This is a genomic window from Sorangium aterium (assembly GCF_028368935.1).
Lineage (GTDB): Bacteria > Myxococcota_A > Polyangia > Polyangiales > Polyangiaceae > Sorangium > Sorangium atrum.
The window spans coordinates 2,723,332-2,748,788 of the sequence record NZ_JAQNDK010000001.1 but is presented as its reverse complement, the minus strand read 5'-3'; the positions used below and the strand labels follow the sequence as shown (position 1 = coordinate 2,748,788).

At 74.2% G+C, this 25,457-nt stretch carries 19 protein-coding genes; 13 read left to right on the top strand and 6 right to left on the bottom strand.

What is annotated here, in order from left to right:
- The first annotated feature begins 1 nt into the window (after position 1).
- The 4 genes from POL72_RS10010 (at position 2) to POL72_RS09995 (ending at position 5,503) form a co-directional block, all read left to right on the top strand.
- Positions 2-943, top strand: coding sequence for a homocysteine S-methyltransferase family protein (locus tag POL72_RS10010; RefSeq protein ID WP_272094830.1), 942 nt, complete (start codon positions 2-4; stop codon positions 941-943).
- Positions 944-1,016: 73 nt separating this feature from the next.
- Positions 1,017-2,348 carry a glutamate--cysteine ligase gene (locus POL72_RS10005; protein ID WP_272094829.1) on the top strand — a complete coding sequence of 444 codons (1,332 nt, stop codon included), beginning with the start codon at positions 1,017-1,019 and terminating at the stop codon, positions 2,346-2,348.
- A gap of 63 nt (positions 2,349-2,411) precedes the next feature.
- Positions 2,412-3,725 (top strand): hemolysin family protein, encoded by a 1,314-nt coding sequence (locus POL72_RS10000; RefSeq protein ID WP_272094828.1) that lies wholly within the window; start codon positions 2,412-2,414, stop codon positions 3,723-3,725.
- Positions 3,726-3,919: 194 nt separating this feature from the next.
- Positions 3,920-5,503, top strand: coding sequence for a protein kinase family protein (locus tag POL72_RS09995; protein ID WP_272094827.1), 1,584 nt, complete (start codon positions 3,920-3,922; stop codon positions 5,501-5,503).
- Here POL72_RS09995 and POL72_RS09990 read toward each other — a convergent pair.
- Positions 5,452-7,368 carry a HEAT repeat domain-containing protein gene (locus POL72_RS09990; protein WP_272094826.1) on the bottom strand — a complete coding sequence of 639 codons (1,917 nt, stop codon included), beginning with the start codon at positions 7,366-7,368 and terminating at the stop codon, positions 5,452-5,454. The genes POL72_RS09995 and POL72_RS09990 overlap by 52 nt on opposite strands.
- A 187-nt stretch (positions 7,369-7,555) precedes the next feature.
- On the opposite strand from POL72_RS09990, the gene POL72_RS09985 reads away from it, so the two are divergent.
- The 5 genes from POL72_RS09985 to POL72_RS09965 all read left to right on the top strand — a co-directional run bounded on the left by POL72_RS09985 (position 7,556) and on the right by POL72_RS09965 (position 12,957).
- A complete protein-coding gene (locus tag POL72_RS09985; RefSeq protein ID WP_272094824.1) occupies positions 7,556-8,503 on the top strand; it encodes an XdhC family protein in 948 nt (315 codons plus the stop codon).
- Positions 8,500-9,138, top strand: coding sequence for a nucleotidyltransferase family protein (locus POL72_RS09980; protein ID WP_272094823.1), 639 nt, complete (start codon positions 8,500-8,502; stop codon positions 9,136-9,138). Before POL72_RS09985 ends, POL72_RS09980 begins: the two co-directional genes overlap by 4 nt.
- Before the next feature lie 104 nt (positions 9,139-9,242).
- Positions 9,243-11,573, top strand: a complete 2,331-nt coding sequence (locus tag POL72_RS09975; RefSeq protein ID WP_272094822.1) for a xanthine dehydrogenase family protein molybdopterin-binding subunit — start codon at positions 9,243-9,245, stop codon at positions 11,571-11,573.
- A complete protein-coding gene (locus POL72_RS09970; RefSeq protein ID WP_272094821.1) occupies positions 11,570-12,052 on the top strand; it encodes a (2Fe-2S)-binding protein in 483 nt (160 codons plus the stop codon). Before POL72_RS09975 ends, POL72_RS09970 begins: the two co-directional genes overlap by 4 nt.
- On the top strand, positions 12,049-12,957 hold the full coding sequence (locus POL72_RS09965; RefSeq protein WP_272094820.1) for an FAD binding domain-containing protein: 909 nt from the start codon (positions 12,049-12,051) through the stop codon (positions 12,955-12,957). The genes POL72_RS09970 and POL72_RS09965 overlap by 4 nt, the downstream gene beginning before the upstream one ends.
- Here POL72_RS09965 and POL72_RS09960 read toward each other — a convergent pair whose 3' ends face one another.
- The 4 genes from POL72_RS09960 to hisF all read right to left on the bottom strand — a co-directional run bounded on the left by POL72_RS09960 (position 12,958) and on the right by hisF (position 17,382).
- Positions 12,958-13,161: a hypothetical protein gene (locus POL72_RS09960; protein WP_272094819.1), complete on the bottom strand. Its 204-nt coding sequence runs from the start codon at positions 13,159-13,161 to the stop codon at positions 12,958-12,960. It abuts the gene before it with no gap.
- Between the two features lie 233 nt (positions 13,162-13,394).
- Positions 13,395-13,778: a DUF533 domain-containing protein gene (locus POL72_RS09955; protein WP_272094818.1), complete on the bottom strand. Its 384-nt coding sequence runs from the start codon at positions 13,776-13,778 to the stop codon at positions 13,395-13,397.
- A gap of 170 nt (positions 13,779-13,948) precedes the next feature.
- The gene (locus tag POL72_RS09950; RefSeq protein WP_272094816.1) at positions 13,949-16,573 is read right to left on the bottom strand and encodes a hypothetical protein; all 2,625 of its coding nucleotides are present in this window, start codon (positions 16,571-16,573) and stop codon (positions 13,949-13,951) included.
- Positions 16,570-17,382: an imidazole glycerol phosphate synthase subunit HisF gene (gene hisF / locus POL72_RS09945; protein WP_272094815.1), complete on the bottom strand. Its 813-nt coding sequence runs from the start codon at positions 17,380-17,382 to the stop codon at positions 16,570-16,572. Before hisF ends, POL72_RS09950 begins: the two co-directional genes overlap by 4 nt.
- Positions 17,383-17,563: 181 nt before the next feature.
- On the opposite strand from hisF, the gene POL72_RS09940 reads away from it, so the two are divergent.
- Both POL72_RS09940 and POL72_RS09935 read left to right on the top strand, forming a co-directional pair.
- Positions 17,564-19,633 (top strand): zinc ribbon domain-containing protein, encoded by a 2,070-nt coding sequence (locus tag POL72_RS09940; protein WP_272094814.1) that lies wholly within the window; start codon positions 17,564-17,566, stop codon positions 19,631-19,633.
- Positions 19,630-20,895: a hypothetical protein gene (locus POL72_RS09935; RefSeq protein ID WP_272094812.1), complete on the top strand. Its 1,266-nt coding sequence runs from the start codon at positions 19,630-19,632 to the stop codon at positions 20,893-20,895. Before POL72_RS09940 ends, POL72_RS09935 begins: the two co-directional genes overlap by 4 nt.
- A 91-nt stretch (positions 20,896-20,986) precedes the next feature.
- Here POL72_RS09935 and POL72_RS09930 read toward each other — a convergent pair whose 3' ends face one another.
- Positions 20,987-23,230 (bottom strand): alkaline phosphatase D family protein, encoded by a 2,244-nt coding sequence (locus POL72_RS09930; RefSeq protein ID WP_272094811.1) that lies wholly within the window; start codon positions 23,228-23,230, stop codon positions 20,987-20,989.
- A gap of 236 nt (positions 23,231-23,466) precedes the next feature.
- Between POL72_RS09930 and POL72_RS09925 the strand changes: the two genes are divergently transcribed.
- Both POL72_RS09925 and uraH read left to right on the top strand, forming a co-directional pair.
- Complete coding sequence (locus POL72_RS09925; protein ID WP_272094810.1) at positions 23,467-24,900, top strand: DUF6986 family protein; 1,434 nt, start codon at positions 23,467-23,469, stop codon at positions 24,898-24,900.
- A 56-nt stretch (positions 24,901-24,956) separates the two neighbouring features.
- Entirely contained in the window at positions 24,957-25,298 is a 342-nt protein-coding gene (gene uraH / locus POL72_RS09920) for a hydroxyisourate hydrolase (RefSeq protein WP_272094809.1), read from the top strand.
- Positions 25,299-25,457: the final 159 nt, after the last annotated feature.

The following is a 25,457-nucleotide window of genomic DNA, read 5'->3' as shown; positions in this document are numbered from 1 at the left end:
CGTGAATGCGCTCGAGGCCTCCACCTCTCGGCCTCCCGTGGGTCGTCCGCTCATCATCGGCGGCGATCCGCTCGCGTCGCTCCGTGGACGAGGCACAGCGGTCTCCTCCACCACCGCCCTCGGCCGGCTGCTCCGCGAGTCGCCTCGAGCGATCGCTGAGCTGCACGAGCAGGAGATCGCGCTGGGGATCGACGTCGTCCGGGCGCTCACGTCCGCCACGACGACGCGCGCTCTGGCGCCGATCGGCATGGCGTTCCGCGCCGCCGCGCTGACCGGAACCGCGGTCGAGCTCGCGACGGAGGCGGCGGGCGCGGCCGCGCGCCGCGTGGCGGTGGCCGGTATCCTGGGCCACACTGCCGCCGCACCCATGGCCGACCGGATCGCGGAGGATTACGCCGTCCATGCGGCCAGGCTGGCGGCGGCAGGCTGTGAGATCCTCGTCGCGTGCGGCTTCGATCCAGCCCAGGCAGCGTGCGTGGGCCCCACGGTCGCGCGGCTCGCGCGCCGCGCGGCGGTCGTCAGCGCCAACACGACGCAGCTGGCGACGTGGGCGCTCGTGGAGCTCGACGGCGCAGGGCGCACCGCCGATGGCGAGGGGTTCGAGGAGGTCGCCCGGTCGGCCCTCGACAGCGGCGCGGACGCGCTGCTCTTCGAGGTGGCGTCGGTCGAGCTCGGGCTCAACGTGCTCCGGCGCCTCGAGGGCGTCGCGCACGAGGTTCAGGTCGGCGTGCTGCTCGGCGCCGAACCTGCGCAGGCGGACGGGGCCGATCGCATCGCGCCCGCCGAGATCTGCGATGCGTGGGCGGCGTCAGCGGCGCGGCTCATCGAGGCGGGCGCGCGAATGCTCGGGGGAGGAACGGGGACAACGCTGGCGCACCTCGGCGCGCTCGCGAAGATGCTCCGTACAGCGCAGCGCGCGCCCCTGCTCAGGCGCGCGCTCTAAGCGAGAACGAAACCCAACCGGAAACGTGATGATGGCCGATGCAAGCCACGGGAGTGAGTCGAAGTCTCAACCGTTGGAGACGTTTGACGATCTGCTGTTTCCCTTCCACGAAGCCACGAAGCCCGAAGCCCTTCACCGGATCGGCGCCGAGGCGGAGAAGTTCGGGGTCGACGCCAGGACGGGCGCTGCCCTTCCGTACGAGGGCGAGCGGAGCATCCTCACCGTGCTCCAGGCGCTCGTCGAGCGGCACGGCTGGGCGCCCGAGAACGAGGTCCCCGGCGGTCCGCTGATCGCGCTCGCCCGGGCTGGCGCCTCGGTGACCCTCGAGCCAGGCGGGCAGCTCGAGCTGTCCGGAGCGCCCCTCGAGAACATCCACCAGATCTGCATGGAGATGAGCGGGCACCTCGCGGAGCTGCGGGACATCTCCGCCGAGCTCAAGCTGGCCTGGCTCGGCATCGGGTTCCACCCCTTCGCGTCGCAAGCCGAGCTCTCCTGGGTGCCCAAGGCGCGCTACGCGATCATGCGGCGCTACCTGCCGACGCGCGGCGCGCACGGCCTCGACATGATGCGCCGCACCGCCACCGTGCAGGCGAACTTCGACTACGCCAGCGAGGAGGCGGCGATGCGCGCGCTCCGCGTGTCGCTCCGGCTCTCCCCGCTCGTGACGGCGATCTTCGCGAACTCCCCGTTCTACGAGGGGGCGCTGTTCGGCGGGCGGAGCTACCGCGCCAAGGTCTGGCTCGACGTCGACGCCGCGCGGCAGGGGCTGATCCGCAACGTGCTCGAGCGCGGGCGCCGCTTCTCGGACTACGTCGCGTGGGCGGTCGATGCGCCGATGTTCCTCATCAAGCGCGACAGCGCGGTGATCGAGAACACGGGGCAGACCTTCCGCGACTTCCTGGAGCACGGCTTCGAGGGGCACCGGGCCACCCGCGGCGACTGGGAGATGCACCTCAACACCCTCTTCCCGGAGGTCAGGCTGAAGCGGACCATCGAGGTCCGCGGCGCAGACTCGCTGCCGGCCAACCTCGTCTGTGCGCTCCCGGCGCTCTGGGCAGGCATCCTCTACGACGCGCGCGCGCTCGACGAGGCCGACGCCCTGTCCGAGAGCTTCAGGTTCGACGAGCTCGAGGCCGTGCGCCCGCAGATCGCCGAGCGCGCGCTCCGCGCCACGTTCCGCGGCAAGCCGCTCGCGGCGCTGGCCGAGCGGCTCGTCTCGATCGCCTCGGGCGGCCTCGAGCGGCGCGCGCGCCTGAACAAGAACGGCAAGGACGAGCGCGTCCACCTCGATCGGCTCAGCGCGCTCATCGCCAAGGGGAACTCCCCGGCCGATGCTCTCGTCGATGGACTCAGGAACGACGACCCGGACCTGCGAAGCAAGATCCTCGAACGTGCGAGGATCTAGCCGCGGCTCGTCGCCGAGGAGGCGCGGGGCGGCGGGCGCGCCCGGGGGAGGACGTCGATCGGCATGACGTTCGTCTATCTCCTGGGCACCGCGCTCCTGGTGCTCCTCAACGCGTTCTTCGTCGCGTCCGAGTTCGCCATCGTCAAGATGCGGCCGACGCGGCTGGAGCAGCTCGTGCGCGAGGGGGACGCGCGGGCCCGGCTCGCGCTCCAGATGTCGCAGCGGCTCGACGCGTACCTGTCCGCCAACCAGCTGGGCATCACGCTCGCGTCCCTCGGGCTCGGCTGGATCGGCGAGCCGGCCATCGCCCAGCTCATCGAGCCGTTGCTCGCCCCGCTCGACGCCTGGTCGGGGGTCGGCGCGCACGCCATCTCCGTCGGCATCGCGTTCATCCTGATCACGTCGCTCCACACCGTGATCGGGGAGCTCGCGCCCAAGTCGCTCGCGATCCAGCGGACGGAGAAGGTTACGCTCTGGGCGGCGCGGCCGCTGCACGGGTTCTTCGTCCTGATGTGGCCGGTCATCTGGGTGCTCAACTCGATGGCGAACGGGTTCGTCCGGCTCTTCGGGCTCCGGCCGGTGGGCGAGGAGGAGATCGCGCACACGTCGGAGGAGCTCCGGCTGCTCTTGACCAAGAGCCCTGCGGGGCTCGATCCCGCGCTGCGCAGCATGCTCGTGCGCATCTTCGACCTGCGCCGGCGCACGGCGAGGCACGTGATGTCGCTCCGCTCCGACGCGGCGACCCTGCGCGCGAACATGACGATCGACGAGGCGGTGCGGATCGTGGCCGACGCCGGGTACTCCCGGTACCCGGTGCTCGACGAGCAGGGCAAGAACGTGCTCGGCTACCTGCACCTGCGCGACCTGTTCGACGTCCTGAGCCACCGCCGCCGCGCGGCGCGCGTCGCCGAGCTGCTCCGAAAGCCGATCTTCGCGCGCGAGAACACCTCGGTCGAGCGCCTCCGCCTCGAGATGCAGGCGCGCCAGGTGCCCGTGGCGATCATCACGTCGGCCTCGGGCGAGTTCATGGGGCTCGTGACGATGGAGGACCTCATCGAGGAGATCGTCGGCGAGATCCGCGACGAGAACGACGAGGAGGTGCCGCCCATCCACCGCCGCGGCGGCGGCATCGTCGACGTCGACGGCCGCGTCCTGCTGACGGACCTGGAGCGCGACGCGCACATCGTGCTGCTGCCCGAGGTGAAGACCGTCGAGACGGTCGGCGGCTACATGCTCGGCCGGCTCGAGCACCCACCCGAGGCGGGCGAGCGCGTCGAGTGCGAGGGCTACACGCTCGTCGCGATGGATGTCGCCGGTCGGCGGGTGCGGCGCGTCCGCATCGTCCCGACCGACGCGGCCGGGGGCGAGCGGTCATGACGAGCGCGGCTCCCCGCACCGGGGATCCGCGCGCCAGCGCCGTCCGTCAGGGGCGCCGCCCCCGAACGTACGCGGCGAGGCGCGCACCCTGGAATCGGTCGCCCCGGGGACGAGCGGCGCGCGGATCCAGGTACAAACTTCGGCGGACCGGTACTACCCTGGCTTCGTAAGTGGAAACGCTTGCAACTCGGATCTTGCGCGATGGCCCGCTGAACGAGCTCGATGCCGTCGGCTGGGCCATTCGTCTTGCGAAGCGGATCGAGGCGCTTCACGCCCTCGGCGTCGCGCACGGCGCCATCTCCCCGGAGTGCGTGCTCACGACCGCGGTCGATCGCACCTCGAAGGCGATCCTGGCCGATCTGCGCCAGACGCCGAGCCGCATCGCCTACCAGTCGCCCGAGCGCGTCGGAGGCGGGACGCTCTCGGCCGGCGACGACGTGTGGGCCATCGCGGCGACGCTCTACGAGGTGCTGACGGGGGCGAGCGCCTTCGGCGGCGGGAGCGACGCCGAGACGCGGCAACGGATCGCGAGCTCCTCGCCGGCACCGCTCGCCGTCTTCGACGTGGGCGACGACGATCTCCAGCGGGTCCTCGACGATGCGTTCCAGCGCGATCGCTCCGCGCGGACGACGAACGCCGCCGCGTTCCGGCGCGCTCTCGAGGAGTGGCACCCCGATCCCGCGGTGCGCGCGCTGCTCCCGCTCGACGACGAGGACGCGACGAACGACGAGGACGACGACGAGGTGCGCACGCTGATGCGCGTCTCGCCGTTCAGCTCGAGCCAGCTCGACGAGGTCATCGCGCAGCGCGCGGCGGCGGCGGCCGCGGGTCAACCGGCGCCGCCCCTCCCGGCCGAGCGCGCGCGGCCCCCGGCGGCGCAGCCCGGCGCGCCGGCTCCCAGGCCGGGCGCCGCCCCGATCCCCAGGGCGCCTGCCCCGGCTCCGGCCACGCAAGGGCGCGCCCCGGTCGCGCGAGCGCGCGTCCCGGGCGTGGGGGCGGTCCCGGTGACCCAGACGTCCGGCGACGCCCGTGAGGGCTCGGAGCCGAGGATGGCCGCGCGGGAGGCGACGCCCCTGAACCTCCGCGGGCCTGCTGGGCCAGCGGCCGCAGCGCCCGCGCGCTCCGGAGGAGCGGCGCCCGCCGCGTACCGCGCGCCCGACGCGGGGCGGCCCGCTCCGGGCGCGGCGCCGCCGGCTGGAAGGCCTCGAGAGGCGCCCGCGGTCGGGGCGCCAGCGCCGGCGCTCCCGGGGCGCGAGCGCCCGGACGCAGAGCCCGAGGCTGTCGCGAGACCTCAGCCACGGAGCGGCGAGCTGCCTTTCCTCGGCGATCTCGACGGGGACATGCTCGACGAGCCCACGCTCGATGCGCCCACGGTCGTCGACGACCGCGTCGATGATGAGGACGACGACGACGTCCCCACGCGGACGCGGGAGGCACCGACGCCGGTCGCGCCGCACCCGGTCGACGCGACGCCGACGCTCGGCGCTCCCCTGGCGCTCGCCGACGCGGCGGCGACAGGTCGCTCCGCCGCGGCGCCGCTCGAACGAGCCGCCGGGGCGCCCGCGGCCGCGTCGTCCACGAGGGCCGACGCGGGGAGCGGCGCGCTCCTCGGGCCGAGCTCCGCCGCGCCGGCGCGCTCAGCCCATCGCAGCAGGCCTCGCCGGCCCCGCGCAGCGCCGTCGCCGCGCAGCAGAGCGCGGCGCCCGCTCAGAGCGCGGCGCAGGGCTCAGCCGCGCCGGCCCCGTCGCCCCTCGGCGCGGCCGACGGTTTCGGCCTGATCACCGACGTGCCGCCTGACCGCTCGGGGCGGCTCGGGATCATCATCGCGGTGGTGGTGGCGCTGCTCCTGGCGGTGGGGGCGATGCTGTTCGCCGCGCAGCTCGGCCTGCTGGGGGCCGCGCCCACCGCGCCCGGCCGGGGGGCGGTCGAGCCGGTCCCCGCGTCGGCCGTCGCGTCGATCGTTGCCCGCTTGCGGCCGGAGCGCCTCCTTGTGGAAGCTCTGGATCTGCGCGTCGAAGCCGCCCATGTCCACGCGCAGGAGCGCCTCGGGCCGGAGGCCTGAGCGGCGCGCGATCGCCTCGGTCCGCTCGGGGAACGGCGAGATCCACACCATCCTGCCGCCCGGCGCGAGCGCGTGCGCGGCGCCCTCGACGAAGCGGTCGAGCATGGCGTCGAGATCTCCCGTGCGCTCGACGCGCCGGCCGAGGGGCGGGTTCGTCAGGATCAGCGTGGGCGCCTCGCCCGGGGGCGGCGCGCCGAGCGCGTCGCGCTGGAGGAGCTCCGCGCCCCGCGCGCCCGCGGCGTCGAGGTTCTCGCGCGCGATCTGCAGGGCTCGCGGATCGCGATCCGAGCCCACGAGCCGCCGGTACGGTCCGAGCAGGGCGCGCTCGCAGAGCTCCAGGCCCGAGCCGACGAATGGATCCCAGACGACGTCGTCGCCGCGCGCCCCCGCGATGCGCGCGAGCGCGGCCGCGATCGTCGGGTGCGACGCCGCGGGCACGTCGCCCCGGCGGTACGCGAACCGCGGGTCGGGCAGGCGCGGCGCGAGCTCGACCCGCGCCCGGCCCGCGCCCTCGTAGACGACCACGTCCCACGTGCTCTGGGTCGGATCGTTCACGAGCTCCGGGGCCTCCGCCTCCACGGCCGCCGCGGCGCGGAACACCGCTGCCCGGCGCTTGCCGCCGCCGGCCCAGTCGATGCGGTAGCGGATCGCGCCCTGGGTGAAGCGGCGCAGGATCTCGCGCGCCTCCCGCGAGAGCAGCCGCTCCGCGACCGCCGCGGCGAGGTCGGCGCCCTGGTCGAGCTTCCGCAGCGGCAGCGGGAGCGCGAACGACAGCATCGTGCGCGCCCCGAACAGGACGTCGAGGCGGCCGCTCAGCACGACCTCGACCCGCGTGCCGCCGCATGGATCGCTCCGGAGCTCGGGGACGAGCGCCCCGCCGGGAGAGCCCGCGTCGAGCGCCGTGAGCTCCTCGGCGAGGATCGCCTCGAGCCCGCGCCGGCAGCGCACCGCCACCCGGAGGGGGCGCTCCGGCGCGCGATCGCCGGCGATCTCGGACGGCTCGCCGCGCGTCAGGGTCCTCCTGGCCAGGAGCTCGGCGCGCGCGCGCACGCCGGCGATGTCGTCGCCGTCGAGCTCGGCCAGCGCGTCGAGCGCGGCGCCGCCGCCGACCTTGCCGAGCGCCTCAATCAGCGCGCGGCGGACGTCGGGCGAGCGCTCGCTGCGCGCCGCCTCGGCGAGCGCCTGCTCGACGAGCGATCGCCCGGCGTCCGCCGCGTACGGCTTGCCGAGCGCCACCGCCGCCATGCGGCGCGTGCGACGATCGTCGTCGTTGAGGCAGGCGAGCAGGTAGTCGCGCGCCCGCTCCGAGACCTCGGGATCGATCGGCCCCGAGGCCATCAGCTTGCCGACGAGCCGGGTGAGCGGCGCGCGCAGCGCCGGCGCCGCGCCGGCGGCGCGCTCGATCGCGGCGGGCAGCGCCGCAGCGCCGGCGCGCCGCAGCGCCCGCTCCGCCAGCTCGGCGGGCTCACCGGACGTCTCGAGCAGGCCCATCAGGGCGGCGAAGTGGCGGCGGCCCGGCGTGAAGCCCGGATCGGAGAGGGCGCGCTGGAGGTCGGGGTCGAGCGTGGCGAGGGGGGTCATCGTGGCTTGTAACTCCGCGTTTTTATCTGGATCCTGGCGGTCACGGCAGGCCGGGATCTCGGGGGACGCCTGCGCCGCTCTCCGAGCGCGCCCGACTTTCGCGACAAGCGCGGCGTCCCAGCAAGCTCTTTCGGCGCGGGGGCTCCGGCCCTCTCGTTTTCGGTCGCCGGGTCGCTAGAGTTTCATCATGCCGGATCCGAGCCAGGTCATCCCGAGGACGGCACTCCCGCACGATGTGCTCCGGGCGGCCGTCGGCGCGCTCGAGGCGGGGCGGCGGGTGGTGCTCGCCTCGGTGGTGGCGCGGCACGGCTCGGCGCCGTCGACGCCGGGGCAGAAGCTCTGCCTGTTCGAGGATCTCACCGCGCTCGGCACGATCGGCGGCGGCGCGATCGAGCGGGCGGCGCTCGGCATCATGGCGCGCGCGCTCGACGAGCTCGCCAGCACCCCGAAGCTCGAGACCTTCCGCCTGGGCCCGAGCCTCGGCATGTGCTGCGGCGGCTCGGTCGAGGTCCTCATCGAGCCGATGCTGCCCTCGATGCACGTCCTCGTGATCGGCGCCGGGCACGTGGGCGCGTTCGCCGCGCCGCTCCTCGCGTCGCTGGGCTTCCGGGTCACCCTCTGCGACGCGCGCGTCGCCGCGGTCGACCCCGCCCGCGTGTTGCCGGCCGCTCCGCTCGCCGGCGTGCCGCTCTTGCACGACGGCGCGCGGCAGGGGCCCCTGCCCGCCGCGCTCGCGGAGCAGGTGCGGCTCGTCCTCGCCGAGCACGACGACCCGGAGGTGTTGACGGGCCTGCCGAGGGAGCTCGGCGAAGCGGCGGCGCTCGTGATGACGCACGACCACGCCCTCGATCAGGAGGCGCTCGCGTGGGCGCTCGCCCGCGGCTTCGGGTACGTGGGCGGCGTCGGGAGCCGCGCGAAGGCCGCGCGCACCCGCGCGCGGCTCGAGGCGAAGGGGGTGCCGGAGGGCGACGTCGCGCGGGTCAGGATGCCGGTCGGCCTCGATATCGGGGCGCGCACGCCGGCCGAGATCGGCGTCGCCGTGGCCGCGGAGCTCGTCGCGTGGCGCGCGGGGCGGCAGCGCGCTCGATGGTCACCGGGCGGACCCACGCCCGCCGGAGAGGAGCAGGCTCGATGAACCGTGTGACCACGATCGTGCTCGCCGCGGGAGCGGGCAAGCGGCTCGGGGGGCCGAAGGCGCTCCTGGCCTGGCCGTCATCGACGAAGGGGGGGGCCGAGCGGCCGCTGGCGATCGCGCATGCGGAGGCTCGCCTCTCGGCCGAGAGCGCGCAGGTGCTCGTGGTGGTGCGCAGCTCGGTCTTTCACGCGCTGCTGGCCCATGTGCAGCCGGGCATCGACCTCGTCTCGTGGTCCGCGCCGGACGATCTCGGGCCGGCCGGCTCGCTGGCCGTCGCCGCGCCGCGCATCGGCGACGCCGACGCCGTCATCGTGACGCCGGTCGACGTGCCCCCCGCGCGCGCCGCGACGGTGGCGCGGCTGCTCGCCCGTCTCGAGGCGGGCGCCTCCTCGACGACGCCGCCGCTCGCGGTGCGGCCGCGGCACCTCGGCCGCGGCGGGCACCCGGTCGTGCTGCGCACCGAGGCGCTCCAGCGTTACCTGGAGGCCGATCCACCGCCGCTCCGGGATCACCTGAGGGCGCTCGGCGACAGGTGCGTCGACGAGGAGGTGGACGATCCAGGGGTGCTGCACGACCTGAATGTGCCGGTCGACGTGATCCGCGTGCTCGGAGGCCCGCCACGTTTTCTCGCCTGAAGGCGGCCGGCGATCGTCCACCTGCGCGGGTCGCACGCGCGCGGCGCGCTCGGGTCGACGCCTCCCGGGGGACCGGGCTATCGTCGGTGAGGAGGAGCATACGAATGGCGACGAGCCCTCCAGCGTCAGCGAGCACCGTGGGGCGCAGCGTGCCCCGAACGGACGGCCCTCCCAAGGTCACGGGGGCGTCGCGCTACGTCGACGACATCCCGGCGATGCCGGGGGAGATCTTCGGGCGCACCGTGCGGAGCCCCGTGCCCCGCGGGATCCTGCGCGGGGTGCGGCTCGACCCCGCGTTCGACTGGAGCGACGTGACCGTCGTGCTCGCCGAGGATGTCCCGGTCAACGTGGTCGCGCTGATCCTGGACGATCAGCCGATCCTCGCGACCGGAAAGGTGAACCACGCCTACGAGCCGATCGTCCTGCTCGGCTGCGCGGACCGGCTGAAGCTCGCGCGGGCGGTCCAGGCCGTCGCGCTCGACATCGATCCGCTGCCGCCGGTGCTCGACGCGCGCGCCGCGCTCGATGGCGGGGAGATCATCTGGGGCGCCGACAACGTCATCAAGCGGTACCTCATCACGCACGGGTGCGCCGACGCCGCGCGGGAGCGCGGCGAGGCGAGCGAGGCCGCGATCGACGCGGCGCTCGCGCGCTGCGAGGTGGTCGTCACCGGCACGTACGCCTCGCACCACCAGGAGCAGCTCTACATCGAGCCGCAGGGGGTCATCGCCTGGTGGGACGAGGCAGGCGCGCACGCGACGGGCTCGATCCAGTGCCCGTTCTACGTCCACAAGGCGTTCCTGAAGGCGTTCGGACTCCCTCCCGATCGGATCCACATCACCCAGTCGGTGACGGGGGGCGGATTCGGGGGCAAGGAGGAGTACCCGTCGATCATCGCGCTCCACGCGGCGCTGCTCGCGAGGAAGAGCGGCCGCCCGGTGCGCATGATCTACGACCGGACGGAGGACATCGAGGCGACGACGAAGCGCCACCCGGCGTCCTGCGAGATCACGAGCGGCTGCGATCGCGACGGCGCGCTGCGCGCGCTGAAGATCCGGATCCTCATGGATGGCGGGGCGTACGCGACGCTGACGCAGGTGGTCCTGTCGCGCGGCGCCCTCCACGCCGCGGGCGCCTACCGCTGGGACGACGTGTGGATCGAGGCGGCCGCCGTGGCCACGAACACGCCCCCGAACGGCGCCTTCCGCGGCTTCGGCGCGCCGCAGACGATCTGGGCGATCGAGCGGCACCTCGACCGCGTCGCGCGGGAGCTCGGCTGCGATCCGCTCGATCTGAAGGCGAAGAACGTGCTGCGCCCCGGCGACTCGACCGCGACGGGGCAGGTGCTCCGCGTGAGCGTCGCGGGCGAGGAGTGCATCACGCGGGCGATCGCGGCGAGCGGTTACCGGCAGAAGCGCGCGGCCGGGCCGGTCGTCCGCGGGCGCGTTGCGCGCGGGATCGGGCTCTCGGTGTTCATGCACGGCGCGGGCTTCACCGGGTCGGGAGAGCGCTACTACAAGGGAAAGGTCGCGCTGGATCTCGCGCCCGGCGGGCGGCTCCGCATCCGCACGGCGTCGACGGACATCGGCCAGGGGACGGAGACGGTGTTCCGGCAGATCGCCGCGGACGCGGCGGGGCTGCCGCTCGATCGGGTCGAGTTCGCGGTGCCGTGCACGACGACGGTGCCCGACTCGGGCCCCACCGTGGCGTCGCGCACGGTGATGGTCGTCGGCTCGATCGTCGAGGCCGCAGCGCGGGAGCTGGCGAGCCGCGTGCGCGCGGAGCAGGCGGGGCAGGAGCCGGGCGCCGGAGAGGGCGACGGGGGCGCCGCGGCGGGGCCGCCGGCGCTGAGCTTCGAGGAGGCGGCCGACCGGCTGCTGGCCCGCGAGGGCCAGGTGACGTCGCTCAAGCAGTACGAGCCGCCGGATTACGTGCGCTGGGACGACGAGGCGTACAAGGGAGACGCGTACCCGTGCTTCGGCTGGGCGTGCGACGTTGTCGAGGTCGAGGTGGACCTCGACACCTTCGAGGTGACGGTGGTCGACTTCTGGTCGGCCACCGACGTGGGCAAGGCGATCCACCCGGTGATGTGCAAGGGACAGATCGAGGGAGGCAGCCTGCAGGCGATCGGCTGGGCGCTCTCCGAGGAGATCGTCTGGCAGGGCGGCAGGATCAAGAACCCGCGGATGACCAACTACATCATCCCGACGTCGCTCGACGCGCCGCCGTTCCATGTCGTGCTGGTCGAGGAGCCGTTCCCGTTCGGTCCGGGCGGCGGGGCCAAGGGCATCGGCGAGATGCCGATGGATGGCGGCGCACCCGCGGTGGCCGCGGCGATCGAGCACGCGACGGGGATCGCCGCGCGCGCGTTGCCACTCACGCCGGAGCGCCTGCTCGAGGCGGCGTGGTCGGCGGGGAGAGGGGAGCGTCTATGAAGGTATCGCTCGTCGTCAACGGCTCGCCGCGCGAGGTCGATCTGCCGCCGCTCTCGCGGCTGCTCGACGCGCTCAGGGGGCCGCTCGGGCTCACGGGCACGAAGGAGGGGTGCGCGGAGGGCGAGTGCGGCGCGTGCACGGTGCTGCTCGACGGCGACCCCGTAAACGCGTGCCTCGTCGCGATCGGGCAGTGCGAGGGGCGGCGCGTGACGACGGTCGAGGGCCTCGCCTGCGCCGGACACCTGTCGCCGCTGCAGCGCTGCTTCGTCGAGGAGGGGGGCGCGCAGTGCGGGATCTGCACGCCGGGCATGCTCCTCTCGGCGGAGGCGCTGCTCGCGCGGAGCCCGGATCCGTCGGAGCTCGAGGTGCGCGAGGCGCTCGCCGGCAACCTGTGCCGCTGCACCGGGTACCAGCGGATCGTCGAGAGCGTCCGCGCCGCCGCCGCGCTGCGCCGCGGCGGGGGAGGGGCGGCGCCGTGAGCCTCGCGGATCTACGCCTGTTCGAGATGCGGCACGTCGCCGGGCTCGGTCCGCTGTGCGAGATCATGGCGGAGCGGGCCGCGCTCGGCGCGCCGGTCACGCTCCTGGCCGGCGGCACCGACTGGGTCGTCGAGCAGGAGCTCAGGCCTCCGCTCGAGGTCGCAGCAGGAGGCCCGGCGGCGCCGCCGCTCGTCGTCGACGTGTCCCGGCTCTCGGATCTGCGAGGCATCTCGCTCTCCGGCGACACGCTCCGGGTGGGGGCCGCGACGACCTACCTGGAGATGCTCCGGAGCGACGCGATCGCCGCGCGGGCGCCGCTCCTCGCGCGGATGAGCCGCGACGTGGGTGCGGTGCAGATCCAGGCGCGCGGCACGCTCGGCGGCAACCTGGCCACGGCCTCGCCGGCCGCCGATGGCGTCGCCGCGCTCGCCGCCTACGACGCGACCGTCGTGGTGCAGAGCGTCCGCGGGGAGCGGCGCATCCCGATGAGCGCCCTGCAGACGGGCTACAAGCGCACGTCGCGCGCGCCGGACGAGGTGATCGTCGCCGTGGAGATCGCGCTGCCGGCGCCTGGGTCGCCCTGGTACTGGCGGAAGATCGGCGCGCGACGGGCGCAGGCGATCTCGAAGGTCGCGCTCGCGGGCGTGGCCGAGGTGCGGTCCGGGCGCGCCGCGCGGCTCGGGCTGGGGATGGCGTCGGTCGCGCCGACGACGGCGCTCCTGCCGAGCGTGCGCGCGCTCTGCGTGTCCCGTCCGCTCGCCGAGCTCACCGGGGCGGAGGTCGACGCCGCGGTGGCGCAGGACATCTCGCCCATCGACGACGTGCGCTCGACGAGGGGCTACCGGGAGCACTGCGCTCGCGGGGTCGTGCGGGAGCTCCTTCGGCAGCTCGGCGCGCAGGTCTGATCATTCCATCCAGTCGAGCTGCGCGACGTCGGGCCTTCGGCTGCGCCCGGCGGGGTGTGTCGGGCGTTCGTACGACGGCGGCGGGAGCGGCGTCTCCACGTCCATGTCGTGGCAGCGCGCGCATCGCCGCGGGGTGGTGGTGCCGGCCTGGAAGATGGTGACGCAGCCGCAGGCTGGGCAGATCATGCCGATGTCGTAATTCATGAGCACTCCTCGACGACGAACGTTCCGGGGCGGTCCGAGCGGCGGGAAGATGCGCTGATGGGGCGACGTGTGGGCGACGGCGCGGCAACATTGCGTGGAAGGGGGAGTGTGGATGCCAGGCTCCGGGGCTTTCCAGAACGAGCGGAGAAGCGCCCTCGGCCTGGCGGCCGGCCTGTTCCGGGAACGGCGGATCGGTAACGGCGAGGCCCGCAGCGCGCGCCGCTCAGGCTGCGTCAGAGCAAGGTCAGGAGGCGTCGGGCGCGGACCTCGGCCGCCTGGATGATCTCCGCGGACTCCGGATCGGGGAGCTCGAGCTTCTTGGTCAGCGCGGCGATGTACTGCTTCTCCGCGTCGTGCTGCTCGCCGTCGACGAACGTGAGCAGCACGGCGTGCTGCAGCAGCGCGCGGCGGTCGTCGCCGCCGAGCTGGCCGACCGGCACGTCGTCCAGGGTCCTTCGCTGGGAGGCATAGGCGCGGATTTCCTTCGCCTGGTCCTCGTTCGCCTCGAACGCCGCGATCAGCCCCTCCACCATCTCGCGCTCGGCCTCGTGGAACTCGCCGTCCGCCCACGCAACGCTCACGAGCGACTTCACGATCGCCATGCTCTGCTCTTGCATGGCGACGAGTGTCGTCGCTCCCCCGGGGCAACGTCAATCGCGAGGGGAGCGACGGTCACCCGCTTCGGATACGGGCCCACCTCGGCGTTTTCGGTGCTCAGCGCACCGGAGTGCGCTTGCGCGCCGAAAACGCCGATCTGGGCCCGTCTCCTGTGCGGGAGACCGCCGCTCTAGAGCGCTCCGCGCGCGAGCGGCTCCGTCAGCGAGGCGAAGACGTCCGGCCGTAGCGTTCCTGCGAGCCCGGCGCAGAGCAGGGCGAGCGCGAGGAGCGCAAGCCACAAGGAGAGACCCCTTCGGCGCGGGGCCACCAGCGGGACAGGCGGCCTGCTGCCGGCGTCCGTTGGGACGACATGAGCAGATTCGGGGGGGGCGAGCTCGGGTGCGACGGGGCGCTGCGCCCCGGCGAGCGGCGGGCGCGCGCCGGCGACCGCGAGCGCTGACGTCGCGGAGACAGCAGCGACCGGGGGCGGCGTCCGGGTGAGGTCGAGGCCGGCGAGCACCTTCATGCTGCGCGCCGCGCGGCGCTGCGTGCTCTGTTCGGACTGCGCAACGAAGCGCGCGACGAGCTCGTAGACCCGCGAGGCGCCTGCGTCGACGCCCTCCACGGGAGGGCGCGCGCTCCGGGATCGCCGCGAGGCGTTCCACACGATCGCATCGATGGGGCCGAGCTCCGCCGGGCACGGCGTCTCCGTCGGTGCTGGGTCTGCGGGCGGCTCTTCGGGTGCTGTGTCGGCGGGCGCCGCGTCCGCGGGCGTTTGCTCTGAAGCCAGCGCAGCGGGCGGCTCTTCGGATGCTGCATCCGCAGGCGTCTCTTCGGGTGCTGCGTCCGCGAGCGTTTTCTCTGGAGCCAGGGCAGCGGGCGGCTCTTCGGATGCTGCATCCGCAGGCGTCTCTTCGGATGCTGCGTCCGCGGGCGCCGTGTCCGTCGGGGGCTGCTCTGGAGCCAGAGCAGCAGGGGATTCCTCGGGTGCTGCGTCCGCGGACAGTTCCTCGGGCGCCAGAACGGCGGGTGGTTCCTCGGATGCTGTTGCGTCGGCGGGCAGTTCCTCGGGAGCCAGAACGGCGGGCGGTTCCTCGGGTGCTGCTGCGTCGGCGGGCAGTTCCTCGGGAGCCAGAACGGCGGGCGGCTGCTCGGGTGCTTCGTCCTCGGCTGGCGTGCCGGCGTGCGCGGTTTCCGGACCGTCGGCGTCCGTCGTCAGCAAGGCTTCGACCGGCGCGGCCAGAGCCGTCGGGATCGGCGCAGCCGGAGCGTCGTCGTCGCAACGCGCCGGAACGGGCCAGGGCAGCGTGTGCCGCGCTGCGGGCGTCTCCTCGAACGGCGCGACGGCCGCTCGAGGACCCGCAGGCACGGCGAGGTCCGCCCGGCGGACGAGCGGCCAGGCGCCATAGGCCGGCGTGACCTGGAGCGCCGCGTCCGGCGCCATGAAATGGATCGCGGGCGCGCGCGACGTCTCGATGGGCTCCGGGACGTCGGTCGCGCCGGCCGGCGCCTCCGCCACGCGGGAGAGCACGGCCTCGCCGGCCGCCTCCCTCTCCTCCCAGACGGCCGTGGCCACGGTCGGAGTCGGCTCCTGCGAAAGCGGGACGACGTCGGCAGGCTCGGGGGAGAACTCGACGAGGATCGACGCGGTCGGCGTCGGTTCCCGGGAAGACAGCGCGACGGCAGCAGGGCCAGGGGAGAAGTCGACGAGGAGCACCTCGAGCCCCTCGGGGCTCGTGAGCGCTTCGCTGCAAGCGGAGGGACCGCAGGCGACGAGCGATGGCGCTGGCACGGGCCGCGCTCCTTCAGGCGCGATCTCCACGGCCGCGCGCGCGATCGGCGCCACGGGCGCGATCGACCGAGCTGGCTCGACGAGCTCCGGGATGATCGGGATCTCGGCCGGCGCTGGGGCGACATCGAGCTCCACCACCGCCTGCACGATGGTCGGGGTCGGCTCCGGCAGCGCCTCGACGTGCTCGCTGGCGTGCGATGCGCGCTCGGGCGCCTCGGCCTGCTGGCTGGCGCGCGCAGGCGCCGTCGCGACGTCGGGACACGGCTCGACTGCCACCGCCGCGGCACCATCGCCTGCGCTCGCAGGCGCCGGGAGCGCTGCCCCGGAGGTCGCGCACGCGACCAGCCCGGGGCTGAGGGTGAGCTCCACGATGACGGGCGCGATCGGTCCGGGGCTGAGGGTGAGCTCCACGATGGGATGCTGCAGCGGCGCAGCGGGGGCGCCGCTGCGCGGGGCAGCGGGGGCGTCGCTGCGCGGGGCAGCAGCGGTCGCGTCGCGCCGCGCGTGCTCCGCTTGCGGCGGCGGCTGCATCTCCTCCGCTTCCGGCGCGGCAGGCTTCGCCTGGACCTCCGGGCGCGGGCGCCTCAGCCGGCCGGCCTCCTTGGCGCGCAGCGTCTCACGGGCGAGCCGCGCCAGCGCCCGCCGGGCGGCGTTGCGGTTCACCGGGATCAGCGCGGCCTCGAGCTCCCGCGCGACCGCCTCCGGGTCCTGCTCGTGCGCGGGGCGCGGGCGCGCCGTCGCCGTGAGGTTGGGCATGCTGCCGGCGGACGCGGCGAGGAGCCTGGCGAGCAGGTCGCGCAGCAGCCTCGCCGCCTCGGCCGGCGCCACCGCCTCGCCGCGCGTGCGCACCGTGACGGTGCCCTCGGTCGTGAGCAGCACCGCGCGATCGTCGAGCCTGAGGGGCAGGCGCGAGGTCGCGTCGCTCACGGCGAGCGCGAGGTAACCCGAGGTCTCCGGCACCAGCGAGGCGCTCCGCGCCTGCGCCGCCGCGACGACCTCCTCCAGCGTGACGCAAGCGCTCACGAGCGCCCCCGGCCCGCCGCGTCGCCCGGCCCGCCCGCGCGCGCCGGCCTGACCGGCACCCCCGCCGCCTCGAGGTACGCCTTCGCTTCGCCGATCGTGTACTCGGCGTCGTGGAAGATCGACGCGGCGAGCGCGGCGTCGGCGCCGCCCTCGACGAGGCCGGCGCGCAGGTGATCCAGCGTCCCGACGCCGCCCGACGCGATCACCGGGACCGGCACGGCCCGCGCGATGGCGGCGGTGAGCAGGAGGTCGTAGCCGTCCCGCGTCCCGTCGCGGTCCATGCTCGTGACGAGCAGCTCGCCCGCGCCCGCCCGCGCGATCTCCTCGGCCCACGCGACCGCGTCGCGCCCCGTGTCCCGCCGGCCGCCGTGGGTCACCACCGTCCAGGCCACGCGCGAGGGATCCGCGATCCGGCGCGCGTCGATCGCCACGACGATCGCCTGCGCACCCCAGCGGTCCGCGGCGCGCCGCACGAGGTCGGGATCGTTGACGGCGGCCGTGTTGATCGCGACCTTGTCCGCCCCCGCGTCGAGGAGCGCCTCGATGTCCTGCTCGGACTTGACGCCGCCTCCGACCGTCAGCGGCGTGAACAGCACCTCCGCCGTGCGCGCCACGACGTCGAGGATGATGCCGCGCTTCTCGTGCGACGCGGTGATGTCGAGGAACGTGATCTCGTCCGCTCCCTCCGCGTCGTAACGGCGGGCGGCCTCGACGGGATCGCCGGCGTCCCGCAGCCCGACAAAGCGGACGCCCTTCACGACGCGGCCGTCCTTGACGTCGAGGCACGGGATGATGCGCTTCGCGAGCATACGTCCGCGTTAGCCCACCTGCCGCGTCAGGGCCAACTGTTGCGCTGTGCGCCCGCTCCGGCGCCGCGCGGGGCGTGCTCGCGCGCTTTTTGACGGCATTTCTGGCCGCCGGCGAGGCGCCGCACGCCCGCCGTTGCGCCCGGAGCCTGACCGCGCCGCGGTTCCTCGCTACCATGGCGCCATGCACTGCCCGCACTGCGGGAGACCCGTACCCGAGGGCTCGATCGCGTGCCCGCACTGCGGCGCCGCGCTCGCGCCGCCGGGCGGAGCGGCCGGCTATTACGGCATGAAGCCCGCGGCCCGCACCATGGTCGGCGTCACGCTCCCCGACCTGCTCCGGCAGACGCCGTCCGCTCCGGGCGGCGCAGGCCCCGGCCAGGCCGCGTTGCCGCCGATGGCTGGCGCGCCGGCCGCCGCCTCGCGCACGATCGTCGGCATGCCCGCCGCGATCTTCGGCGCGGCGTCGGCGCCTGCGCCGGCGCAGGCCGATCCGCGCCTGTCCGGGGGCACGCTCGTCGTCGGGACCCCGGCGGCAGTGGCCCCGGGAGCGCGCCTCGACGTGCCCGCAGCGCCGGCCGCGCCGCTCCATGCAGCGGCGGCCTTACCGCTCCACGCAGCGCCGGCCTCACCGCTCCACGCAGCGCCGGCCTCACCGCTCCACGCAGCGCCGGCCGCGCCGCTCTACGCGGCGCCGGGCGATCTGCGCCTCGACCACACCGTCCCGATCGCCCCGGGCCTCGCGGCGGCGCGCGGTCCGGTGCCGCTGCCCGCCGTGTCCCGGACGCTGGTCGGCGTCGCCCGGCCCGGCATCGCGCCGCTCGCGCCCGGCGCCCCGGCCGATCCCGAGCCCGATCCCGAGCTCGACTCGCGCTACCAGCCGGCCGGAGAGCTCGGCGCCACGATCGCGCCGGCGCGCTTCCGCGCCCCCCCGCTGCAGAACCCGGCGCTCATGCGCCCTCATCGCCTGAAGCATCGGCTCCCGCCGCCGAAGGGCGAGCGGCGCCCGCGCACGTCGCGCCGGGCCGTCGCCGTCGTCGTCGCGGGCGGCGTGCTCGCGCTCGGCGCGGTCCTGTTCGCGCTCCTCTGGCCGAGCGCGCCCCCGGTGACCGCGCGCGCCCGCGCCGACGCCGGGGGCCGCGAGGTGATCGAGCTCCGGTGCGACAGCTGTCCTGACGGCACGGCGGTCTCCATCGGCGAGGGGCGCGCGACCACGGCCGGCCGCGTCGCGCAGATCCCGCTCGCGAGCCCGCTCTCCGTCGGCGAGAACCGGATGAAGGTCGCCATCGACCGCCCCGGCAGCGGGCGCGACGAGACGGTCGGCGTCTCCATCCACGTCGCCTACCGGATCCGGCCCGACCTCGGCACGCTGCAAGGGGAGCGCCCCTCGATCCAGGTCGTGGTCGAGGCGAGCAAGGGCACGCAGGTGATCCTCGACGGCAAGGAGGTCGCGCTCACGAGCGGCCGGGCCATCGAGTCGATCGACGTCACCGACGCAGTCGAGGGCCCCTCGGACGAGACGAAGACGCTGAGCCGGCAGGTGCCGTACACGGTCACGCCGCCCGACGGCCCGCGCGAGCAGGGCATGGTGAGCGTCGCGGTCGGCATCGTCCCGCTCACCATCGAGGCGCCCGGCCCGAGCGTGGTCATCGACAAGGAGAGCTTCGTGCTCGCCGGGCGCACGGCCCGCGGCGCGCAGATCTTCGCCGGCGCGCACCCGATCGCGGTTCGCCCCGACGGCACCTTCGCGCACGTGATGAACGTCTCGTCCGTGGGCGCGACCCAGTTCGAGGTGCGCGCGAAGATGCAGGGGATGGCGCCGCGCATCGCGAAGCTCGCCGTGCGCCGCGTCGATCGGCTCGACACCGCCGCGAAGGAGTTCGCCGGCCGCGGCCCGATCGGGTACGCCGAGCTCGCCGCCGGCGGGAAGGACCACGTCGGCAAGCCGATCGCGCTGACCGGCGAGGTCGTCGAGGTGCGCCGGCAGGGATACTCGACGCTGATCCTGCTCTCCATCCCGCCCGCGTCCGGCTGCGCGGGCGGGAAGGAGAGCGGCGCGGCCGCCGCGAGCGCGAGCGCCGCGCCGCGCGCTCCGGAGGCGTGCAAGGTCCGCCTCGTCCACGGCGCCGACAACCCCGCTCAGCGCGGGGACATCCTCACCGCCTACGGCAGCATCTCGCCGCCGTTCGTCGCGCCGGGCGGCGCCGAGATCCCCGAGGTGCAGGTCGAGTTCACCGTGAAGGGCGGCCGATGAGCGCCGCGCGCACCACGGCGCCCGGCCCGCGAAGGCCGCGTCGCGCCCGGACCGCGGGCCTCGCCGCGGCCGCGCTCCTGCTCTCCGCTGCGGCGCCGCTCGCCTTCGCCGACGCCGTCGACACGAGCCGGCCGCACACGATCGTGGTCGGCGCGCCCCGCGGCTTCGCGCCCAGCGAGCGGCTCGACGCGCGCCGCACGGGCCGCTCCGCCGCGCGGCTGCCCTTCCCCGCGCGCGAGGCGTGGCGAAGGCAGCTCCGTGGCGGCATCGACGCCGCGCCGCTCGTGGACGCCGCGGGCGATCTCCTCCTCACGCTGACGGTCCCGGAGGTCGTCAAGCTCGGCGCGGACGGCCGGGAGCGCTGGCGCGTGCGCATCGGCGACAGCGCGCCGCTCGCGCCTGCCGTGCTCACGAGCGACGGCACCCTCGCGCTGATCACCTCGTCCGGCGTCGCCGTCGGGCTCACGCCTGCGGGGAGCGTGCGCTTCGCCGTCCCCCTCGGTCTCCGCGGGCGCGACGCCGACGTGGCGCCGCTCGCGCTCGACGACGGCGGGCTCGTGGCGGCCCTGGGGCGCTCCCTTGTCGAGCTCGCCGCGGACGGGACCGTGCGCGCCCGCGCCGAGATCGCGGATCGCGCGACGGGCGCCTTGCTCGCGGGCCCTGAAGGCACGCTCGTGACCACCGAGTCGGGCGCGGTGCTGACCTGGCGTCCGCCCGGCGCGCCGCGGCGGCTCGGCTCTCTCGGCGGCGTGCCTCGCCGCGGCGCGGCCCTCGCCGACGCCCGCACGCTGCTCGCGGTGGTCGATGCCCGCCGCCTGGTCGCGCTGGATCTGCCGACCGGGACCGCCGGGGTCCGCGCCGGCGCGGCCTTCAGCGCGCTCGACGGGCCGCCCGCCATCGGCGCCGGGGGCGTGGCCGTGGTCCTGTCGACGACCGGCCTGCTCCTCGGGATCAACGCGTCGGGCGACCTGGCGTTCCGGGTCGCGATCGACAGGCCTCCGGGCGCCCAGCCCGCCGACGGCGGGCTCTCCGGCCTCTTCGGCGCGGGGGACGCGAAGCCCAGCCCGCCGATCCTCCTCGATCGCACCGGCCGCGTCGGCTTCGTGCGCGCGGGCGGGCGCGCCGGCGTCGTCGAGGCGGACGGCAACGTCTCCATCGCAGCCGAGCGCGTCTGCTCCGCCCCGGTCGCCGTCGTTCCTGCCGGCGAGGAGCGGATGGCGATCGCCTGCCGTGACGGCACCGTGGTGATGCTGGCGCGCTAGCGCCAGCCGTCGCTCGTGGCCAGGGCTCAGCGCCGCCGGCCGAGATGGCCGGCAGCATCTGCCGGCGAGCCTGGCCGGTGGCTCCTGCGTCCTAGCTTGCGGTGGCCGGGATCCACTGCTTCCAGGTGCCCTTGTCGTCCCAGTACAGCTCGGACTCGGCCGCCACCGTCTTGTACCGCGTGATCGTGATCTGCTCGTCGAGCGCTGCCGCTTGAGCCTCCTCGTACAGGGGCGCGGCGAGCGCGTCTTCGGGGATCATGTGCATGCTCACGACGAACTCGTCGGCATTCGCCTCGACGATACAGAACCCGTTGCTCGTGGAGTTGCTGAAGGCGAGGTGCGGATTGGCCGTCTTCATGCTGCCGTCGATGTCCTCCGCCTCCGCCTTCAGGACGTCTTTCAGCGTCGGATGGCTCGCCAGCTGCTTCGTCAGCACCGAGCGGTACGTGGCCGACGAGATCGCGGAGCCGCCGAACTCCACGATCTTGGCCGTGGACGTGGCGCCCTCCACAGCCGGCGTTCCGGCGAGGAAGGCGCCGAGATCGCCGGTGATCGACACCACGTTGCCCTCGACCCCGGCGAGCATCTCGATGAGCTCGTTCCGCTCCTCGCGGAAGCCGTCCCAGCCATCGCAGTTCAGGTAGAAGTGCCGGGTGAGCGACTCCTGATCGGGCTCCGCGGGCTCCGTGGTGTGGGCGACGGTGAGCTGTGAAAGGCGGTATTCGTTCCCCCATACCTTCCAGGTGCTCTTCGAGTCCTCCATCGTCTTCTGGAACCAGGCCCTCTGCGCTTCGCCCATGACCTCGGCCTTGGCGGTGAGCGTCGAGTAGGGATCGAAGGCGTCCTTGATCACGAAGTAGCGCGACCCGAACGCGCTGTAATAGTCCGTCTTTCCGAGATCGGCGTAGGCGAACCCGCTCTGCATGAAGGCGAGCTCACTCGGCGGGATGGGGGGAATCGGCTCCTCCCCTTGCTCGGCCTTGTGCTCGTTCAGCTTCGCCACGATCTCGTCGACGACCTTGGCGCTGACGGGGCGGGGCTCGCCCTGGGCGAAACCGAGGCTCGGGTCGAATCCGAACAGGACAGCGGCCTCGTCCAGCGCCCTCTTGTAGGTCATCACCCAGTTGTCCTCGTTGATGTCCAGGATGTAGCGGCTCGTATAGGGCAGCAAGCTGGTCAAGCTGTCCACGATTTGCTCCTCCTGAACGACGACCTTTCCTGGAAAGGCGTCCTCCGGGATCAGGTGATCCGCCCGGTAGGAGCGGAGATCCGTCATCACGAGGTGGACGTGCTTCCCGAACGAGAAGTCCCGGTAGATGGTGATATCGTCCGGGTACTCGACCGCGCTGTCGTAGCGGAACTCGTCGCCCTTCGGATCATTCGGGTATTCGGCCGGCATGTACTCGAACCAGGCCTGGTTCGCCGCCTTGCGCCGGTCCTCGTCCGTCTCCGGCTCTCGGCCGTCCAGATAGGCCGCCGTCGCGCCGTGGCAATCGTCGGAGAACTCGTGATCGCCCCAGACAGCGATCATGGGAAAGAGCTCGTGCACCCGCTGCAGCGCCCGGTCGGACCGGTACGTCTTGTAGAGCTCCCGGTAATTGCTCAGCGACTTGGCTGCGTGGTACGCCGCGCCCTCCGCCGGCTGGAAGGCGATGGCGCCGTCCACGTCGGAGAACGAGATGCTGCGCTGTCCCGGGGCGGCCTGGAGGCTCGGGTTCCCGGTCGTCTCATAGATGTAGCCCCCGAGGTGGACGACGAAGTCGAGCTCCTCTTTCGCCAGGGCCACATAAGCGTTGTAGTAGCGACCGACGTAGTCCTGGCCGGAAACGAACGCGAAGCGCACCGGCACGTCCGCGTCGAGCGCGGGCGCCGTGCGCGTCCGCCCGACGCGCGAGCTGACGCAGCCGTCTCCTGTCATGTAGTAGAAGCGGTAATAGTACGTGGTGCCGGGGCTCAGGCCGTTCACCTTGATCTTGACGCAGTGATCGAACTCCGCCCGGGCGGTCACGCGGAGCTGCGTGCTGCCCGACCCCACCGAGGCCACGTTGTCGGAGCTCGGGTTGAGCACCACGAGCTGCGTGAACTCCTCGTCGAGCGCGACCACGAGCGCCAGGGTGAGATCCGACTGCGGCTGCTTGCGATCGACGAGCCGGGTCCACAGCACGACGCTATCGTGCCTCGGATCGCCGGAGGCCACCGACTGCGGGAAGAACCGGTCATCCTCGTGCACGTCGCAGATGCCGATCGGGTCCCCATCATCGGAGCAGGCCGTCGGCACGACCACCGAACCAGCGGTCACCAGGGTCGCGCGAAGAAAGTCTCGGCGTCTCATCATCGATTCAAGTCCTCCAACGACGGATACACCCCGAGCGCTGCGCGCGCAACGGCGGCCGCCGCCCTCGCCAGCGCCGCCGCCCTGGCCAGCGCCGGCGCCGCCGCGCGCGGCGCTCCTCGCGCTCGCTCGAGCGGCGCGGGTCGCAGCATGGCGCCTCGTCGCGAGGAGCGCGAGCGCCGCTTGACGTGCCGAGTCAGGCGGCATCTCGTGTGCACCCACCCTGCTGAAAGCACACCATGTTCCAGACGAGCCTCTCCTCCGAAGCGCTGCGCGGCGCGCTCTCGCGCCTCCCCAGCGGGCGCTCTGTCTTCGACCACACCGGCGCGCGCCAGCCGGTCCACACCGTCTACGGCGGCGCCCACCTGTTCAAGGCCGACACGGCCCGGAAGCTCGGGGCGGTGGCGCTCCGCGCCGTCGAGGAGCACGCGCCCGACTTCGCGGCCTTCGCGCGGGCGATCGGCCTTCCGGGGGCCGAGGGGCTCCCGGAGGGGCGCGCCGACGCCCTCGCGCTCGCGGCCGCGATCGAGGCGGGCGGAGGCGCGGCCGAGAGCGCCTCCGGGGCTGCGCGGCTCGCGCACGCGGTGCACGCGCGCGTGCTCGACAAGCTCCGCCGTGAGCCCGTGGAGGACCTGCGCATCGATTTCGAGGACGGTTACGGCGTGCGCCCCGGGCACGAGGAGGACGCGCACGCCGCGGCCGCGGCGCGCGAGGTCGCCCTCGGCATGGCCGCGCGCAGCCTGCCTCCGTTCCTCGGGATCAGGATCAAGCCGCTCGGCGACGGGTGCGCCGAGCGGAGCCTGAGGACGCTCGACGTCTTCCTCTCCGCGCTCGTCGCCGCCTCGGGCGGCGCGCTCCCGCCCGCCTTCGCGGTGACGCTGCCGAAGGTGGTCGCGCCCGAGCAGGTCTCCGCCCTGGCCGACGCCCTCGACGCGCTCGAGGGCGCGCTGCAGCTGCCGGCCGGCTCGATCCGGATCGAGCTGATGGTCGAGACGCCGGCGTCGATCCTCGGCCCGCGCGGGGAAGTCGCGCTGCCCGGGCTGGTCGATGCGGCCCGCGGGCGGTGCGTGGCGGCGCACTTCGGCGCCTACGACTACACGGCGAGCTGCGAGATCACGGCCGCCCATCAGCACCTCGCCCACCCGGCGTGCGATTTCGCGCGGCACGTGATGCAGGTCGCTCTGGCCGGCTCGGGGCTCTGGCTCTCCGACGGCGCGAGCAACCTCCTGCCCGTCGGCCCGCACCGCGCGCGCCCCGGCGGCGCGCCGCTCACGCCGCAGCAGAGCGAGGAGAACCGCCGCGCGGTCGTGGGCGCGTGGCGGCTGAAATACGGGCAGGTCCGCCGCGCGCTCGAGAGCGGCTACTACCAGGGCTGGGACCTCCACCCCGCGGAGCTGCCGGTCCGCTACGCCGCCACGTACGCGTTCTTCCTGGAGGGCGTCGATGCGGCCGCCGCGCGGCTGCGGAGCTTCGTCGAGCGGGCCGCCCAGGCGACAGTCGCCGGGACGGTGTTCGACGACGCCGCGACGGGGCAGGGGCTCCTGGGCTTCTTCCTGCGCGCGATCGGCGCGGGGGCGATGACGGAGGGCGAGGCGGCGGAGAGGACCGGCCTCACGCCGGACGAGCTCAGGGGCCGATCCTTTCAAGCCATCGTGGCGCGCCGGAGCGCGTGATACGAGAGCACCGGAATGGACCGCACCGCGGAGGGCCCGAGCGGCGAGGAGGACCGATGAGCGCGATCACGACGCACGTGCTGGACACGTCACGGGGCTGCCCGGCGAGCGGCGTGCTGGTGGTGCTGGAGGTCGGTGACGGCGGCGGCTACCGGGAGGTCGGACGCGGCACGACCGACGGCGACGGCCGGCAGAAGGGGCTGCTGTCGCCGGGCGAAAGGCCCCTCCAGGGCTGCTACCGTCTCACCTTCCACACAGGCGCCTATTACGCGGCGCTCGGATGCGAGAGCTTCTATCCTACGGTGTCGATCCTCTTCGAGATCCGGGACCCGGCGCAGCACCATCACGTCCCGCTGCTGCTCAGCCCACACGGCTACACCACGTACCGCGGCAGCTGAGCGCGCGTGCGCGCGAGAGCGCCGTCCCGCGCGGCGAGCGCGACGCGTGCGCCTGCCGTCCGTGGTGCGCCCGGAGGCGCCGCGAGGGCGACGGTCCGGCGGAGCGAAGGCGGTGTCCCACATGATACGGTGGGGGTGCCCGGCGGTGGGCGACTGTGA